This window comes from Nocardia sp. NPDC059195, from assembly GCF_042754695.1.
Classification (GTDB): Bacteria; Actinomycetota; Actinomycetes; order Mycobacteriales; family Mycobacteriaceae; genus Nocardia.
In genome coordinates this window covers 93,214-110,667 of sequence record NZ_JBHZBG010000006.1, presented here as the reverse complement: position 1 = coordinate 110,667, position 17,454 = coordinate 93,214, and the positions used below count along the sequence as shown (strand labels likewise).

Here is a 17,454-nt window from a genome sequence, read left to right as displayed (position 1 = left end):
TGCGCAGTCGGGGTCGGCAGGCTGGGCTGATGTCGTTGGGACGTGTGGTGTTGCCTGCGGAGGTCGAGGAGACGGTCCGGGAGGTGTTCGGGCAAGCCGGGGCGCGGTGGATCGATGGATTGCCCGGCGTGGTGGTGGGTTTGGCCGCGCGCTGGGGGTTGTCGGAGTTCTCCGCGCCGTTTCGGGGTGGCACTCATGCCTACGTGGCGGCCGCGCGACGTGCGGATGGGTCGTGGGCGGTGTTGAAGGTGCCGATGGTGGACGAGGAGAACCTTGCCGAGGCCACCGCACTGCACGTCTACGCGGGTGACGGTTCTGTCCGGCTGCTCGACTTCGACCCGGACAGTGGTGCGCTGTTGCTCGAATGGGCGCGGCCTGGCACGGAATTGCTGCACCAGCCGGGGTTTCCGAGTCTCGAGGGCCGCCCGGAGAACGCCGAGAAGGTCGCGTTCGCGTGCGGGCTGTATCGCCGACTGCGGCGGCCGGTCACTACGGTGCCCGCAGGTCTCCCGGCCTTCACCTTGGCTACCGACCTTGTCGCGGGCCTGCGTAGTCTGCTGAACGCACCGAATTCGGCACTGGCCGAACTGCTTTCGTCGCAACTGCGTGAGCGTGTCGACTATTGGTGCGGTGAACTGGCCGAACCCGACGGCCCGCTGCTGATCGTCAACCGCGACACCCACCTCGGCAATATCGTTGCCGCCGAACGTGAACCGTGGCTACTGATCGACCCCAAGCCCTGCCTCGGCGAGGCGGCCTTCGACGCGGGCTTCCTGTTGATGATCCAGATCCAGTCGAAACCGACGCGAGAACACGCGGAGACCGTCATCGCGGCCACCGCCGCGGCTCTGGACGTCGACCCCGAACGTGCCCGCGGCTGGGCCCTGGTCCGAGCCGTGGAAGAGATGGCGTGGACGATCGAGGACGAGGACCACGACATGCTCACATTGCATGCCGCCGTGGCGGACGCACTGGTGGGCACGCCGCTGGAACGGCGCGCTCACCAGTGACCGTGTCCCCGGCTTTCGCGGTCGAGGGGTTCGGAAGCTTGTCGGCATATGGCCGAAATCTGTGTGCGCGGGTAGCGTGCGGGCTGCGAGTGGGGATAGTGAGGAGTTGTTGTGCTGCAGGCGGGGGCTGATTTCGCTGGGTACCAGGTGGAAGGTGTACTGGGACAAGGCGGGATGGGCACGGTCTACCTCGCCAAGCATCCGCGGCTGCCGCGCAGTGTCGCCCTGAAACTGCTGAACCGGGAGTTCACGGCCGATCAGGAATTGCAGCGGCGGTTCGAACGGGAAGCCGATGTCGTTGCACAACTGGACCATCCGAGCATCGTCGGGGTGTACGACCGCGGCAGCGACGACGGGTACCTGTGGATCGCGATGCAGGTCATCCGCGGAACCGACGCCGCGACTTGGGATTCGCACGCGCACGAGCCCGCGGTCACCGCGCGCCTGATCGGCGAGACGGCCTCGGCACTCGACTACGCCAACCAGCACGGCGTCCTGCACCGCGACGTGAAGCCGGGCAATATCCTGATCGCCGATCCCGAACACGGCCGCGAGATCCGCGCGGTACTCACCGATTTCGGGATCGCGCGGGTCGCCACCGCGAACACTCAGCTCACGGCGACGGGCACGTTCACCGCCACCCTCGCCTACGCCTCACCCGAACAACTCTCCGGCGAGATCGTCGACCACCGCAGCGACCAGTACTCGCTGGCCTGCACGCTGTTCGCCATGTACGCCGGGCACCCGCCTTACACCGCGACCAACCCCGGACAGGTGGTCGCGGGACATCTGTCCCAGCCGGTGCCGCGACTCAGTGCGGTCAGAACCGATCTGCCACCCACGGTCGACGGTGTCATCGCCCGTGCGATGGCCAAGCGTCGCGACGAGAGGTTCGGCAGCGCGACAGAATTCACCGATGCGGTTCGCGACGCGCTCGAAGGCAGACATGTCGCCGCACTCACCGTGCACCAGCCGTGGACCGATCCCGTGCGAGAGGCAGCGGGATCCGGCGAACATGCGCAGCGACCGTGGACCGATCTCCCACGACCGGAGAACGGTTCCGGTGGACATCCGGCGCAGGCGTGGATCGGACCGGCGCAACAGGCGCACGGTTCCGGTGGACATCCGCAGCAGGCGTGGATCGGACCCGCACAACAGGCGCACGGTTCCGGTGGGCACGTGCAGCAGCCGGTCTGGGGACGAGCGGAATACGGTGCGCCGGTGAGTGATCCGCTCAGGCGGCCGATGGCGGTGGGAAGTCCGTGGCACCAGCCGGTGGGTGGCCCCGCGCCGTCGAACGGCGCCGCGATCCTCGCAGGCAGTGTGACGCTGCTGCTCAGTCTTTCGATCTTGGCCTTCCTGATCTTCGGCATCACCGAAACGCTCGACGAGATCCGCAAGGGTGACGACCCGACCGGGTCGTTCATCGCGATCGCGATTCTCACCGTCGTCGTCGCCTTCACCGGCAGTGGCGGCGTCTTGCTGCTCTGCGCGCGCACCGCCGGTCGTGTCATCGCGATCATCACGGCGGTGCTGATCGGGCTCTTCGCGCTCTTCGCGGTCATCGGCTCCGCGATAGGCGGGGTCTACGCCGGGACCGCGGCGGCGAGCGCGGTGTTCATCCTCGCGGCGGCAATGGTCGGCTGCGCGGCCTCCTCGTCGACCGGGCAGTGGATCCGCTATCGCAAGGCATTGCGCGCGAACCGCTGGCGATGACGGGGCACCCGTAGCGTCGCGGCTTTCCGGAGCCGACCCGGAGTCAGTGGTGCAGGGCATCCAGCAGGGTCCGCACGATCGGATTCTCGCGGGCGTCCTCGCGCAGGACGGCCGACACCGGGATGCGCAGACGGTGGTCGGTGAGGTCGAGGGTGAGCAGGCCCTTGGTCGGTCCCTCGTAGAGGATGGTCCAGGATTCGGGGCGGTTGAGCAGTTCCATCGTGGCGGTGTGATCGGGCGGGATCGGCGGGCCGAAGGTGGGGCCGGTCGGGAGGTCGGCGAAGGCCGAGCGGATCAGTGTGTGCAATAGCACCTGTTCCTGTTCGGGTGGGAGCAGCAGGGGATAGGGGCTCAGGTCGGCGAGGGTGACCGCGCCGCGTTCGGCCAGCGGATGGTTGCTGGAGATCGCGATCACCAGGTCCTCGACCCACAGCTGTTCCACCGCGAGACCGGGCTGCTCGACGCTGCCGCGGATCAGCGCCAGATCGCAGTCACCGTCGGCCACCGCCGTGATCCGCTGCCGGAACGGTTTGATCACGTATTCGATCTCGGCGTCGGGGTGCGCGGCCCTGGCGGTGGCGATCGCCGAGAGTGCCGGTGCGGCGAAAGACATGTTGGCGGCCAAGCGAATGCGCGGTCCGGTGGTGCGCACGGCGGCACGAATCGCCGATTCCAGGCTCAGCATCTGCTTGGCCAATGGCAGCAGCCGCAGGGTCGCGTCGGTGGGGACGACGGCGCGCGTGGTGCGCTCGAAAAGTTGCGCGCCCAGGTCACGTTCCAGTCTCGCGATCTGATGGCTGATCGCGGATTGCGAGATGAAGCAGCGGTTGGCCGCGCGGCTGAAACTGAGCTCCTCGCAGACGGCCACGAAGTAGGCCAACTGTCGAAGTTCCACCAGGTACCTCCCATTGATTAGTTATACAGATAAGAGTCATCTCTATTATGCGCCCAGGCAGTGGAAACATCTTCGTTCCGCATCGCGTTTACTCATAGGAAAGGATTTATTACCGATCTGGAACGCGATCTTGGAGCGAGTGATCATGGAACACACAGATGTCGTCATCGTCGGCTCGGGCTTCGGTGGCCTGGCCGCAGCCAAGCAACTGGCCAAGTCACGAGTCGGTGTCGTGCTGATCTCGAGCACGCCCGAACACTTGTTCCAGCCGCTGCTCTACCAGGTGGCGACCGGCGTGCTCGCGCCCGAAGAGATCGCACCGCCGATCAAGAACGTACTGCGCCGCCATCCCGAGATCGATGTGCGCCTTGGCAAGGTCACCGGAATCGACGCCGCCGCCGCGGTCCTCACCTACGAGACCGCCGACGGCCCCCGCCAGATCGCCTACGCCTCGCTGATCGCCGCCACCGGCGCCAGCCAGAGCTACTTCGGCCGCGACGACTTCGCCGAGAAGACCTATTCGCTCAAGACCATCGACGACGCCCAGCGACTACGCGATCAGATCGCCCACGTGTTCGCCCTGGCCGAGGGCGCCGACGAGGTCACCAAGCACAAGCTGCTCAGCTTCGTGGTGGTCGGCGCGGGCGCGACCGGCGTCGAGGTGGCCGGCCAGATCAAGGAACTCGCGAAGAGGCACTTCCACCAGCAGGTTTCGGTAACCCTGGTCGAGGGTGCCGATGCGGTGTTGCCGCCCTTCGGCGGTGGGCTCTCGGAATATGCGAAGCGCTCGCTCACCGACAGCGGCGTCGAGGTGCTGCTCGGCACCTTCGTCACCGACATCGAAGAGGGCAAGGTGACGGTCAAGGACAAAGAGGGCATCGAGCGCCGGATCGCCGCTGAGACCGTGGTGTGGTCGGCGGGCGTGCAGGTCGGCGGCTTCGCGACACTGCTGGCCGAGGCCACCGGCGCCGAGACCGACCGCGCGGGCCGCCTCCTGATCAACCCCGACCTCACCGTCGGCGGCCACGCCGACATCTTCGCCATCGGCGACATGACCTCGCTCAACGGCTACCCCGGCCAGTCGCCGGTCGCCATGCAGGAGGGCCGCCACGCCGCCGACATCATCCGTCGCAAGAAGGACGCGGGCACGCCGTTCGTCTATTGGGACAAGGGCAGCATGGCCGTGATCAGCCGCTTCAGCGCGGTGGTGAAGCTCAATGAACGCATCACCTTCAAGGGCACCATCGCCTGGGGGATGTGGCTGGCGGTCCACCTGATGTATCTGGTCGGCTTCCGTAACCGCTTCGCCGCGGTGGCAGGGTGGCTGGTCGCGTTCATCGGGACGGCGCGTCCCGGCTTCGACGAGGCCGAGCGCGCGGAAGCCGAGCGTGCGAAGGCTGCGCCGACGAAGGCTGAGCCGGCGGACGTCGATCGCACGGATGACACCGCCGCAGCGGCCATCGAGGAGCGGGTGCACGCCTGATCCACCCCTGCGACGGCCCGCCGAGGAATCGGCGGGCCGTTGTCGTTCCGCAACGCTCGAAATGCCCGATCGCGAACCGGGTTCAGCGCCGAAATCGGTGGTGTTCGGCTAGAAACCCGCAGGTGGGCGAACGATTGGCAGCGCCTCGGTGAACGTCCGGTGTGACTCCCGTCTCGTTCACCGAGCTGGCATCGACACGACACTGACGCGTCGCCCCGATGCCAGCTCGGACTGGCTTCATCAGCAGTATGACAATTTCGTCCGTGTTGACCGCCCCGGCGCCGGACTCCGGGGTGGGGAAATCTCGGTACTCCTTGGTCGTCGCGTCTGATGCCGAGCACCGGGAGGCCGCGCAGCGACTGCGCTATCAGGTGTTCGCCTCCGAACCCGGTTTTCAGATGCCGGCGAACGCCACCGGCCTCGATGCCGACAAGTTCGACCTGCACTGCGACCACCTGCTGGTTCGCGACGAGTTCGCCGGACAGTTCGTCGGCTGCTACCGCATGCTGCCGCCGGACAAGGTCGACGCGGCGGGCGGGTACTACACCGCCACCGAGTTCGATCTGACCCAGCTCGATCCCACGGGCAACCGGATCGTCGAGATGGGCCGCGCCTGTGTGGTGCCCGATCACCGCAACGGCTCGGTGCTCACCCTCATGTGGGCGGGCATCCTGCACTACATCCAGCTCACCGGCTACGACTGGGTGATGGGCTGTGTGTCGGTGCCGATGCGGGATTCACCCACCGATCCGGCCGGGGCGAACGTGCGCGGCGTGCGCGACCAGCTCCTCGGCCGCCACGCCTGCGACCCCGAGCGTCGTGTGCACCCGTACAACCCGGTCGTCGTCGACGGACTCTCCCTCGATCAGCTGACCCCGCCGAGCCGTCCCAAGATGCCGCCGTTGCTGCGCGGCTACCTGCGCCTGGGCGCCGAGATCTGCGGTGAACCGGCCCACGACCCCGAATTCGCCGTCGCCGACTTCGTTGCGCTGCTCGGCATGGAAACCATCAACACCCGGTACCTGGAGCGGCTGCAGAGCGCGGCCGCCAATTTCGACGGGAAGTAAACCCATGGTGTTCGACGCGCCGCTCGCAACTCACTCTCATTCGTGGATGCCGTCGAGCCCCTGTGGGTCCGGCTGCATCGAGCCGATCGACGAGGTCGGCACCGTCAGGATGTTCGCGCGACTGGCCGGTATCGCCGGACTGGTGCTCAGCTTCCCGGTGCTGACCATGGCCACTCCGAAGTCGCGGCGTGAGCAGGTGCAGCGCCGCTACGCCAGGGCGGCACTGGGTTGCCTCGGGATGCGGTTGCGCATCATCGACAACCGCTCGCCTGAGCAGGGCGGATCGGCGGAGGGCTTCGCCGATCCGGGCACCGCGGTGATGATCGTGGCCGGGCACATCGGCTGGGCGGATGTGGTGGCGCTGGCCGCGGTGCAGCCGGTCAGTTTCGTCGCCCGTGCCGACATGGTCGAATGGCCGCTGCTCGGCAAACTCGCCGAGCTCACGCGCGTCATCCCGATCGAGCGGGCCCGACTGCGCGAACTGCCCGGCGTAGTCGGGCAGGTGGCAGACCGGCTGTCCGCCGGTAACCGGATCGTGGTCTTTCCCGAGGGCACCACGTGGTGTGGCCGGGCCTACGGTTCGATGCGGCCGGCCATGTTCCAGGCCGCCGTCGATACCACCACCCCGGTCCAGCCGGTGCGTCTGCGCTACCTGGACAGCGACGGAATGCCATGCACCGTACCGGGTTTCGTCGGCACCGACACCTTCGCCGATTCCGCGAAGCGGGTGCTGCGCAGTAAGGGCATGATCGCCGAGATCGTGCTCGAGCCGCTCGAGCGTCCAGGAACGGATCGCCGGGATCTGGCCCGGCGCTGCGAGACGGCGGTGCGCGGCACCGACCGTTCCCGTCACGGCGTGGCCGACACCCAGTGGATCGAAGCGGGCAACACCCGCGTGCAGGACCCCTCGGTGGGGGAGCAGGAGCAGGTTCGCCGACCGGCAAGGGCTACCGCCTGGTAACCGATCTCGGTCGCACTCATCGACTACCGGAGGCCGCGTTCGCGGCCTCCGGTTTTGTCGTATGCGTTGGGCGAAACGTCACAGATGCGCAGTTCGGTATCGAGGGTGACGTATCGGGTGAATCTGAAAATCTCGCGTCCGCCCGAATGTTGTTCGCCCTGCGTATGACCTGCGTATGAGCTGTGTAACAAACTGGCCGGTCGGCTATAACCAATGGTGTGCACGGTGAAACTACGAAATTGCCACTGCACCGAAATTGATGAGATATTTGCGGTACCGTCACGCAGGATTTTTCCGATACCCCGTGTAGCCGAGAGTCCAGGCGACGTTCCAGATGTGCGATCGCGTGGGTGATCCATGGTGAAGGGAAGCCTTTCCGGTGACAGAGCAAGCTTCTGGCGTCCGCCGCCGCGCCGCACGCCGACATCGTCGTGCGCCCGTGTCGTCTACGCTGCCGCGGCTCCTGCTGGCCGCCGTCGAGCGTGCCCCAGAGGCGCCCGCGCTGCGATTCGACGGGCAGACCCTCACCTACACCGAACTCGACCAGTGGTCCTCGCGCCTGGCCAGGGTGCTGATCGCGCGCGGCCTCGGTCCCGGCGACCGCTTCGTCCTCGCGCTCACCCGCTCGATCGAGTCCGTGGTCGCGGTCTGGGCGGCGGCCAAGACCGGCGCCACCTTCGTCCCCGTCGATCCGCGCTACCCGGCCGAGCGCGTTGCCTACATGCTCGCCGATTCCGGTGCCGCGTTCGGGCTGGCCAAGGCGGCGGACGCGGCCCGGCTGGACGCCGGAATCCAGTGGCTGTGCCTCGATTCCGACGAGTTCGGTGTCGAGTCGGCCGCGATGTCGGACGAACCAGTGAGCGCGGGCGAACGCGTTCGCGGGCTCTCCCCGGACGATCTCGCCTACATCATCTACACCTCCGGCTCGACCGGCGTCCCCAAGGGCGTCGCGGTCACCCACACCGGCCTGGCCGGTCTGTGCGCCGAGCAGGTCCGCCGCTTCGGCATCACCGGCGACTCGCGCACGCTGCACTTCGCCTCGCCCAGCTTCGACGCCAGCATGCTGGAGATGCTCCTCGCGATCGGGGCGAGCGCGACCATGGTCATCGTGCCGCCCGATGTCTACGGCGGCGACGAACTGACCGAACTGTTGCGCGCCGAACGGGTGACCCATGCCTTCATCACGCCCGCGGCCCTGGCCGGGCTCGACGCGGCGGCGCTGCCGGAACTGGCCGCACTCGCCGTCGGTGGCGAGGCGTATCCGCCCGAGCTGATCGCACAGTGGGCGCCCGGCCGCGAGTTCTTCAATGTGTACGGCCCGACCGAGACCACCATCGTCTGCGCGATGAGCGATCGGCTGACCGCCGACGACGTGATCACCATGGGCGACACGATCCCCGGGATGACGGCACTGGTCCTCGATGCCCGGCTGCGTCCGGTGCCGGACCGCGTGCCCGGTGAGCTCTACCTCGCCGGTGTCGGCCTGGCTCGTGGCTATCACGACCGGGCCGGGCTCACCGCTAGCCGGTTCGTCGCCGACCCACTCGGTCGCGGCAGGCTCTACCGCACCGGTGACCTCGTGCAATGGGTACCGGTACCCGGCGGGTTCGGCTTGAAATTCCTCGGTCGCACCGACGCGCAGGTGAAACTGCGTGGCTTCCGCATCGAACTCGGCGAGATCGACGCGCTGTTCGCCGCCGACGACACTGTCCGTTTCTCGGCCACTCTCATCCGGACGCTGCCCAGCGGTGCGAGCGCGCTCGTCTCCTACCTCGTCGCGGCCTCGGGTGCCACGATCGACGCGGCGGCGCTGACCCGGCTGGCCGAACGGCACCTGCCCCAGCACGCGGTGCCCGCCGCGATCGTGGTGCTCGACGAGGTGCCGTTGACGCCGGTCGGCAAGCTCGATCACCGGGCGCTGCCGGCACCGGAACTCGTCGCGCGCGAGTTCGAACAGCCGCGCGGTGACACCGAAAGCGCGGTGGCGGCGGTCTTCGCCGAGCTGCTCGGCGCCGACCCGATCGGGCGCGGCGACGACTTCTTCGCCCTCGGTGGCAACTCGTTGCTCGCCACCCAGCTGGCCGGTCGCCTCGGTGCCGCGGTCGGTGTGCGGGTGCCCGCCCGCACCGTTTTCGAGCACGGCACGGTGGCCGAGCTGGCGAGCGCCCTCGATGCGCTGGTCGGTGCCGCGTCGGCGCGTGTGCCGCTGACCCGGCGCGAACGTGGTGTGCACGTACCGCTTTCGCTCGCCCAGCAGCGCATGTGGTTCATGGCGCGACTGGATCCCGAATCCAGCGCCTACAACATCCCGGTGGCACTGCGTCTGTCCGGGCCGCTCGACACCGCAGCGCTCACCGCCGCACTCGATGACGTGCTCGAACGGCACGAGGTGCTGCGCACGGTGTACCCCGAGCACGGCGGTGCGGGCTTCCAGCAGATCCTGCCCGTGGCCCAGGCGGGTCTCGACGTGGTGGTCGACCCGATCGCGGAATCCGAGCTGCCGCGCGAACTGGCCCGGCTGACGCTCGGCGGGTTCGACGTGTGCCGGCGAGTTCCCGTGCGCGCGGCCATATTCCAGCTCTCCGCGACCGACCACGTGCTGGCGGTGGTCGTGCACCACATCGCCACCGACGGCTTCTCGCTTGGTCCGCTGACGCGCGATCTGATGACCGCCTATGCCGCGCGTGCCGCCGGTGCGGCGCCGAGCTGGGCGCCGTTGCCCGTGCAGTACGCGGACTACACGCTCTGGCAGCAGGAAATGCTCGGCGCGGCAGACGATCCCAGCTCGCTGCTGGCGGAGCAGCTCGCGTTCTGGCGCACCGCGCTCGCCGGTGCCCCTGCCCTGCTCGAGCTACCCACCGACCGACCGCGGCCACCGGTCGCGGGCACCCGTGGTGCGGCACAGGACTTCGCTGTTTCCGCGCAGGTGCATTCCGCGCTGGAAACCCTCGCGCGCGAACACAATGCCTCGCTGTTCATGGTGGTGCGCGCCGCGCTGTCGGTGCTGCTGGCGCGGGTCGCCGGTACCGAGGATGTCACCGTCGGTGCTCCCGTCGCCGGTCGTGGTGAACCCGAGCTCGACGATCTCGTCGGCATGTTCGTCAACACCGTCGTCCTGCGCACCCGCATCCACGCCGCCGAATCCTTCGCGGCCCTGCTGGATCGGGTCCGCGATATCGATCTGGCCGCCTTCGCCCATGCGGATGTGCCGTTCGAACGTCTTGTCGCCGAACTGGATCCGCCGCGCACCCAGGCCCACCACCCGCTGTACCAGGTGGCGCTGTCGTTCCAGAACTTCGGCGCCACGCGCCTCGAACTGCCTGAGTTGACGGTAACGGCGGTCGATCTGGGCGAGGAAGCCGCACCCGTCGACCTGCAGCTCACCGTCGTTCCGCTCGAGGACAGCGACGGGCCCGCTGGCCTGCGTTGCTCCTGGCGCTATGCCACCGACCTGTTCGACGCGTCGACCATGGCTACGCTCGGCGAGCGCCTGGCCGGGCTGCTGACCGCGGCCGTCGCCGCACCGCACCGGCCCGTCGGTGACCTGCCGTTGCTCACCGAGGCCGAGCTCACCGAGCCGTCGGGCGAGCTGCGCCTCGTCGCGGACTCGACGTTGCTCGACGAATTCCGGGCCCGCGCACAGCATCGTCGCGACGCGCCCGCGGTCACCTTCGGCGAGGTCACGCTGAGCTACGGGGAGCTGGCCGGTCGCGTCAACCGACTGGCCAGGCTGCTCGTCGCCGACGGTGTCGGCCCCGGAAGCACTGTGGGCGTGGCGATTCGGCCCTCGATCGATCTCGTCGTCGCCATGTACGCGGTCTTCGCGGCCGGTGGCGCCTACGTGCCACTCGATCCCGATTCCCCCGCCGAGCGTCGCGCCGACATCCTCGCCGCCGCACAGCCGGTGTGCCTGCTGACCACCACCGGCGATGCGATCGAAGCCGATGGGCTGCCGGTCGTCTCGGTGGACCGGGTCGCGTTGTCGGACTTCTCGGACGCCTGGCTGACCGACGCCGACCGGTTGCGCCCGCTGCACACTCTCGACCTGGCCTATGTGATCTTCACTTCCGGCTCGACGGGCAAGCCGAAGGGTGTCGGCGTGCCGCATTCGGCGATCGTCAACCAGGCCGCGTTCATGGTCGGCGAGTACGGGGTGAGGGAGTCCGACACTGTCCTGCAGTCGATTCCGTTCACCTTCGACGCCTCGATGATCGGCTTCGCCACCCCGTTGCGGGCAGGCGCGCACATGATCGTGGCCGCCTCGCAGCGACTCACCGATCCGGCCTACCTCGCCGAACTCATTGCCCGCCACCGCGTTACCGGCACCACCATCGTGCCCTCGGTACTCCAGATGCTCCTGGATTCCGCACCGACGGGCGCCCTGCGTTCGCTGCGGGCGGTGTGGGTCGGCGGTGAAGCACTGCCGAACGCCACCATCGAACGCTTCACCACCGTCACCGCGGGCCGTCTGCACAACCTGTACGGCCCCACCGAGGCCACCGTGTCGATCACCGGCGCCGATGTGACCGACGTGGGTGCCGGTATCGTCCCGATCGGCTTGCCGCACTGGAACTCTCGCGCCTACGTCCTCGATGCGCGGCTGCGGCCGGTACCCGCCGGCACGCCCGGCGAGCTGTACCTGGCCGGTGCGCAACTGGCTCGGGGTTACCTCGGCAGCCCCGACAAGACGATGGAACGATTCGTCGCCGACCCGTACGGTCCCGTCGGCGAACGCATGTACCGCACCGGCGATCTGGTGCGCAGGCTCCCGTCCGGTGACCTGACCTACCTGGGCCGCACCGACGTTCAGCTCAAACTGCACGGCCTGCGCATCGAGCCCGGTGAGATCGAGGCGGCGCTGCGCACGCATCCGGCGGTCGCTGGTGCGGCGGTCGCGGTGCACCACGAACAGCTCGTCGGCTACGTGACACCTCTCGATACTTCTGTGGACACCGCCGAGGTGTTGGCGACGATCCGAACCCTGTTGCCCCCGTACATGATTCCGCACCGCCTACTGGTGCTCGACGAATTCCCGCTCGGCGCGACCGGAAAGCTCGACCGCAAGGCGCTGCCCGCGCCCGCTGTGGAGATCCGCGAGTACCAGGCACCGGCCACCGCCGATGAGCAGATCGTCGCCACCGCGATCGCCGAAGTGCTCGACCTCGAACGGGTCGGCCGCGACGACGACTTCTTCGTCCTCGGTGGCACCTCGCTCGCGGCGATCCGGGTGCGCGCTACCCTCGCTGAGCAACTCGGCATCGAGGTGCCGTTGCGCCTGCTGTTCAGCTATCCGCTGGTCAGCGACCTGGCACTGGCTCTGCGCGACGAGTCATCGGCCTCGGCCGCAGGCCCCGATCCGGCGCTCGACGCGATCCTCGACCCGTCGATCGACCTCACCGGCTGCGCGCCACAGCGCACCGGCGAACCGGCCACGCTGCTGCTCACCGGTGCCACCGGGTTCCTCGGTAGCTTCCTGCTGCGCGAACTGCTCGAGCAGACCACCGCGACCATCCACTGCCTGGTCCGCGCCACCGATGATCAGGGCGCCGTGGATCGCGTGGTGTCGACAGCCGCGAAGTACCGCATCGACCTGACGCCCTACCTCGACCGAATCGTCGGTGTCCCAGGCGATCTCGCGCAACCGAACCTCGGTATGGACCCACTGCGCTTCGCCGAACTCGCGGCCAGGGCCGACGCGATCTATCACAACGGTGCGCTGGTGAACCATCTCGAGCCGTATGCGCGGATGCGGGCGGCCAACGTCTGCGGCACCACCGAGGTGCTGCGCCTGGCGACCACCACACGGGTCAAGCCGATCCACTATGTGTCGACACTGTCGGTGCTCGCGGGGATCCCGCAGGACAACGGGGTGCCCGCCGGTCTACCCGGTTACGCGATGACCAAGTGGGTCGCCGAGCAGCTCGTGCACGCCGCGATCGAGCGTGGCGTTCCCATCGCCGTCTACCGCCCCGGCCTGATCACCGGCGATTCCCGCACGGGCGTCGCCCCGGCCGAAGACGCCTGGTGGACGATGCTGCGTGCCATGTTGGTGCTCGGTGTGGCGGTGGATGTACGCGCGATCGGCATCGAAATGGCGCCCGTCGACCATGTCGCGGCGGGGATCGTCAGCCGATCACGCGACACCGCGGCCATCGGCAACGTCTTCCGGGCCGCCGGTGCGCAGGTGCCGCTGCATGTCGTCTACGAGGAGATCCGCAGCCGCGGTTACCGTTTCGACTTCATCGACCCGATGGAATTCGGTCTCCAGCTGTCCACTGCCGCCGAACGGCCGGACGCCGACCCGATCCTGGCTCGGGCTTCCGCGCTGAGCGGCAACTACGCGGCCGCCATCGCCCAGGCGAACCCGGCCGCGGTGCTGACCGGTGTGGAGTCGGCTCCCGCCGAACCGTTCCGCGGCCTGCCGATCGAGTTCCCCGCCGTCGACGCCGCGGTCATCACCCGCTACTTCGATCACTACATCGACATCGGCTTCTTCCCGAAGCCCGAAGCGGAGAATCTGACGTCGGCGTGAGGTCGGGCGGGCCGTCCCGCAGGAGCACGAGCTCCTGCGGGACAGAACATCACTTCGCGTAGTCGTAGAACCCACGCCCGGTCTTGCGGCCCAGCCGGCCCGCGTCCACCATCCGGCGCAGCAGCGCGGGCGGGGCGAGGTGCGGCTCGGCGAACTCCGCGTACAGCGACTCCGACGCCGCGAGGGCGATGTCGAGGCCGACGGTGTCGAGCAGCGTCAGCGGGCCCATCGGGTAGCCGCAGCCGCCCTTCATCGCCGCGTCGATGTCCTCGGCGGTGGCGTAGCCCGACTCGAGCATCCGGATCGCGGAACAGAGGTAGGGGATGAGCAGCGCGTTGACGATGAACCCGGAGCGGTCACCGGCCTGCACGGCCATCTTGCCGAGGGTGTTCTTCACGTAGTCGGTGACGGCCACGGCCGCTTCCGGCGCGGTCACCAGCGTCGAGATGATCTCGACCAGCGGCATCACCGGGACGGGGTTGAAGAAGTGCACGCCGACGACCCGCTCGGGCCGCTCGGTCGCCCCGGCCACCTTGATCACGGGGATCGAGGAGGTGTTGGTGGCGAGGATGCCCTCGGGCTTGACGATCTTGTCCAGCTTGCCGAAGATCTCGTACTTCAGCGCCTCGATCTCCGGCGCGGCCTCGATCACCAGGTCACGATCGGCGAACTCGTCCATGTCCAGGGTGACGCGCACCCGCGCGAGCACGGCGTCGGCCTCGTCCTGGGTGATCTTGCCCTTGGCGACGCCACGGGCGATCGAGGTGGCGATCCGGTTCTGCGCCGCCTCGGCGAACTCCGGCTTCGTTTCGAGCACGAGCACCGAGCTGCCCGCCTTGGCGCACACCTCCGCGATCCCCGCGCCCATCGTGCCGCCACCGATTACACCGATCAACTCCACTGCCGTACTCCCAACATCGCATTGCCCTGGTTGTCCCGGGGATTATTTCACCTGACCTGGCACTGAGTGCCACAGGCTGTGAAAAGTGAGTGCTCGCGGGGTCGGCCGCCGCCTGCTCGCTGGTCGAGCAGACGGCGGCCCAGTGGGTTTCGAGCTAGCGGACCGGTGTCAACTCCGGTTGCGCGGGTTGTGGTTGCCCGCGGCCGAGGATCGAGTGTCGGCGACCGTACGCGAAGTAGACGATGACACCGAGGGCCATCCAGATCACGAAGCGCAGCCAGGTCTCGATCGAGAGGTTGACCATCAGCCATATGCAAGCCAGGGCGGCCAGGATCGGAACCACGGGTCGTCGGCGATGCGCCGCAACACCGCCTCGTTCCCATCGGTCATGCAGACGTCGACGCCGCCGGGGTAGGGCGGTAGTTTTCGCGGCCGACTTGCCTACGACTCGACGGCGACCGTATGACAGCGTCGTTGCGCCCCAAACGTATTTGGGCCTGGCGCGCATCGGCATGGAATATGCCGAGTGCGGTCCGCCCGGCACTGTGCCGATTGCCGCCGACGGCGACGGTGCTGGCGTCGGCGATGGCGGGCGTGCCTGCCGATGACATCCAGATCGTCGGTGTCGGTACCCACATCGCCCGCCGTGATGTAGCGCCCGCCGAGCGTGTCGACGGCGCGCGTACGCGGCGGGAAGGCCCTCGCTGTTGCGCGTCGCCGATGATCACGGCCTTGCCGCCACCGATGCGGGCGCCTGCCGTGGCGGCCTTGTAGGTCATGCCGTTGCCTTTTGGTGAGCGACCGTGCGTGTGCTCCATCAGGCAGCCTCACCTTGCGGTGAAGCGGTCCCCGCCGAACCCAGCTGACGCTGCGACGGGGTAGACGTTTCACAGCCTCCTGCCTCACCCGCACGCGCAGGCTCGGACTTGCGGATGGCTCCACGTCCTGGCACCGACCCACTGTCGGCACAACCCTGTTCACCCACCCTGGACAGGCGGGTCTCGCCGAGTCGGGCGAGGTTGATCGCGGCATTACGGTCACGATCAATCGACAGACCACAAGACTCACAGCTATAGACACGGTCGGCGAGGGTCAGGCTTGGCTTTCGCCCACCACACCCCGAACACGTCTTCGAACTCGGAAACCACCGGTCCGCTTCCACCAGAACCGACCCGTACCAGCGAGTCTTATAGGCCAACATCTGCCGGACCTGAGCGAGGGCCGCGTCAGCGAGCGCCCGGTTCAACCCCTTCTTCCGGGCACCGCCCGCGGACCGCATCCCAGCCGCGTTCAGAGTTTCCACGGTGATCACCTGGTACCGCTGGGCCAGTTCAGTGGTGGTCTTGTGGAGAACGTCGCGGCGGACTGCGGCGGCCCGCCCGTGCGTGCGGGCGATCCGTGCCGTGGTGGCCTGCCACCGCTTCGATGGCCGCCGCCGGTTTTTCGTGACGGGGTCATACGAACCCTGCTGACGTGCTGCCCTCCGTTGCAACACCCGCAACCGGGCTTGTGCGGCAGTCAGGGGTTTGGGCGCCGGAATTCGGCCTACTTCGTGACCGTCAGGGGTCGCGATCACCAGCAGCGCGTCGGCTTTGACCCCGATATCGACCCCGACCACCGGGTGAGGTGACCGGCGGGCATGCCCGGGACGGGCTTTGACTGTGACGAGGGTTTGGAATGAGACGTACCAGCGGCGACGCGAATCCTGGGCGAGGGTGGCGGAGAGGATGCGTGCGGTTCCGGCCTCGACCCGGCGGGCGAGTTTGCGGGTCGACTCATGTGTTTTGAGCCGCCCGACCCGTGGAAGGACGATGTGATGGCGGTCGGGCTCGACCCGGATAGTCCCCGTGGTGAAGCGAACGGACCGCCGTGACCGGGCCGCGGTTTTTAATCTCGGGAACCCGACCGGTTTACCGGCCCGCCGGCCGGTTCGGGAGGCAGTCCAGTTATCGAGCGACCGGGCGAGGCCATCGAGTCCGGTGTTGTAGGCCTCTTTCGAGTTCTCCGCCCACCACGGCGCGTGCTCGTGTTTACGCTGGTTCCATATTTTGCGGAGTCCGGGTAGTGACCAGCCGATCGACGGGGTCAGTTCGGTCTCGGAGATCCCGTAGCTGCGTTCAGCGGTGCGTTGATCGATCACCGCTTTGACCAAGGCGAGCATGTGGTTGAACGCGAACCTGGATGCACCGCAATGTGATCGGAGTACCGGTTGTTGTCGCGGGGTGGGGTCGAGCGCGAATCGGTAGGCCTGCATCGTCCATCCGTCAGGGATATCGAACCTCGCCATCAGCGATCAACTCCTTCCCCGCATCTCGTTGTCGCTCACCAACACAGGCCACCATGCCATAGCCGTATGACATGTTCGACCCATCGGAGGTAGTCGAGCCTCGTCCATGTTGTTGGTTGCTTACGCTCGATCAGCTACGTTCACGAAACACCTGGCAGCTGAATACCCCACGACAGTCGCAGCACGTCTTGCAAGGTGATGGATTTGTTGGGGTATGGGTAAAACGAGTTCTGCCCATACCCGGGCCGAACGCGGCCGAGTGGATCGCGGTGATCGCCTTCAGCCGAACATGTCGTCCTCGCAGAACACCACTTGCTCGTGGGCGCGGGCGCTCAACTCGTGCGATCGGCCGAAGACTCCTGCCTCGGTGTGCACAACGGTCACTGTCGATTCCTTTCCGGTTTCCGCGCACCAGGGTTGTGCCCGGATGCGGCGGTGTTGGTGTGCCGCGGATGCGCGGCGGTGTTGTGCCGCGGGGTGCGGCGGTGTTCTTGTGCTGTGGCGTCGCACAGTGCGATGATGTTTGAATCTCCAGGGCGCGGCCGAGATTCGGCGGTGTGGGGCACCGCGGCCTCGAGGCGCACAGGCTTGTTGGGCCGCTG

At 67.7% G+C, this 17,454-nt stretch carries 10 protein-coding genes and 1 pseudogene; 7 read left to right on the top strand and 4 right to left on the bottom strand.

Annotated elements, in window-relative coordinates:
- Positions 1-29: 29 nt before the first annotated feature.
- Together ACFXKN_RS10850 and ACFXKN_RS10845 are read left to right on the top strand one after the other, a co-directional pair.
- Positions 30-1,010 carry an aminoglycoside phosphotransferase family protein gene (locus ACFXKN_RS10850; RefSeq protein WP_378953364.1) on the top strand — a complete coding sequence of 327 codons (981 nt, stop codon included), beginning with the start codon at positions 30-32 and terminating at the stop codon, positions 1,008-1,010.
- Positions 1,011-1,121: 111 nt separating this feature from the next.
- Complete coding sequence (locus ACFXKN_RS10845) at positions 1,122-2,726, top strand: protein kinase (RefSeq protein ID WP_378953366.1); 1,605 nt, start codon at positions 1,122-1,124, stop codon at positions 2,724-2,726.
- A 43-nt stretch (positions 2,727-2,769) separates the two neighbouring features.
- Here the strand turns inward: ACFXKN_RS10845 and ACFXKN_RS10840 are convergent, their stop codons facing one another.
- Positions 2,770-3,621: a LysR family transcriptional regulator gene (locus ACFXKN_RS10840; protein WP_378953369.1), complete on the bottom strand. Its 852-nt coding sequence runs from the start codon at positions 3,619-3,621 to the stop codon at positions 2,770-2,772.
- 145 nt (positions 3,622-3,766) lie between these two features.
- On the opposite strand from ACFXKN_RS10840, the gene ACFXKN_RS10835 reads away from it, so the two are divergent.
- The 4 genes from ACFXKN_RS10835 to ACFXKN_RS10820 all read left to right on the top strand — a co-directional run bounded on the left by ACFXKN_RS10835 (position 3,767) and on the right by ACFXKN_RS10820 (position 13,664).
- Complete coding sequence (locus ACFXKN_RS10835; protein ID WP_378953371.1) at positions 3,767-5,104, top strand: NAD(P)/FAD-dependent oxidoreductase; 1,338 nt, start codon at positions 3,767-3,769, stop codon at positions 5,102-5,104.
- 248 nt (positions 5,105-5,352) lie between these two features.
- Positions 5,353-6,171: a GNAT family N-acetyltransferase gene (locus ACFXKN_RS10830; protein ID WP_378953373.1), complete on the top strand. Its 819-nt coding sequence runs from the start codon at positions 5,353-5,355 to the stop codon at positions 6,169-6,171.
- 46 nt (positions 6,172-6,217) lie between these two features.
- Complete coding sequence (locus ACFXKN_RS10825; RefSeq protein WP_378953375.1) at positions 6,218-7,132, top strand: lysophospholipid acyltransferase family protein; 915 nt, start codon at positions 6,218-6,220, stop codon at positions 7,130-7,132.
- A 439-nt stretch (positions 7,133-7,571) separates the two neighbouring features.
- Positions 7,572-13,664 (top strand): amino acid adenylation domain-containing protein, encoded by a 6,093-nt coding sequence (locus ACFXKN_RS10820; protein WP_378953377.1) that lies wholly within the window; start codon positions 7,572-7,574, stop codon positions 13,662-13,664.
- Positions 13,665-13,713: 49 nt separating this feature from the next.
- Here ACFXKN_RS10820 and ACFXKN_RS10815 read toward each other — a convergent pair whose 3' ends face one another.
- Both ACFXKN_RS10815 and ACFXKN_RS10810 read right to left on the bottom strand, forming a co-directional pair.
- Positions 13,714-14,565, bottom strand: coding sequence for a 3-hydroxybutyryl-CoA dehydrogenase (locus ACFXKN_RS10815; RefSeq protein ID WP_378953379.1), 852 nt, complete (start codon positions 14,563-14,565; stop codon positions 13,714-13,716).
- Positions 14,566-14,719: 154 nt separating this feature from the next.
- Positions 14,720-14,911 (bottom strand): annotated as a pseudogene (locus ACFXKN_RS10810) (amino acid permease C-terminal domain-containing protein); the annotation flags it as partial.
- Positions 14,912-15,027: 116 nt separating this feature from the next.
- Between ACFXKN_RS10810 and ACFXKN_RS10805 the strand changes: the two are divergent.
- On the top strand, positions 15,028-15,339 hold the full coding sequence (locus tag ACFXKN_RS10805) for a hypothetical protein (protein ID WP_378953564.1): 312 nt from the start codon (positions 15,028-15,030) through the stop codon (positions 15,337-15,339).
- Positions 15,340-15,382: 43 nt separating this feature from the next.
- Here the strand turns inward: ACFXKN_RS10805 and tnpB are convergent, their stop codons facing one another.
- The gene (tnpB, locus tag ACFXKN_RS10800; RefSeq protein ID WP_378953381.1) at positions 15,383-16,852 is read right to left on the bottom strand and encodes an IS607 family element RNA-guided endonuclease TnpB; all 1,470 of its coding nucleotides are present in this window, start codon (positions 16,850-16,852) and stop codon (positions 15,383-15,385) included.
- Between the last annotated feature and the right edge of the window lie 602 nt (positions 16,853-17,454).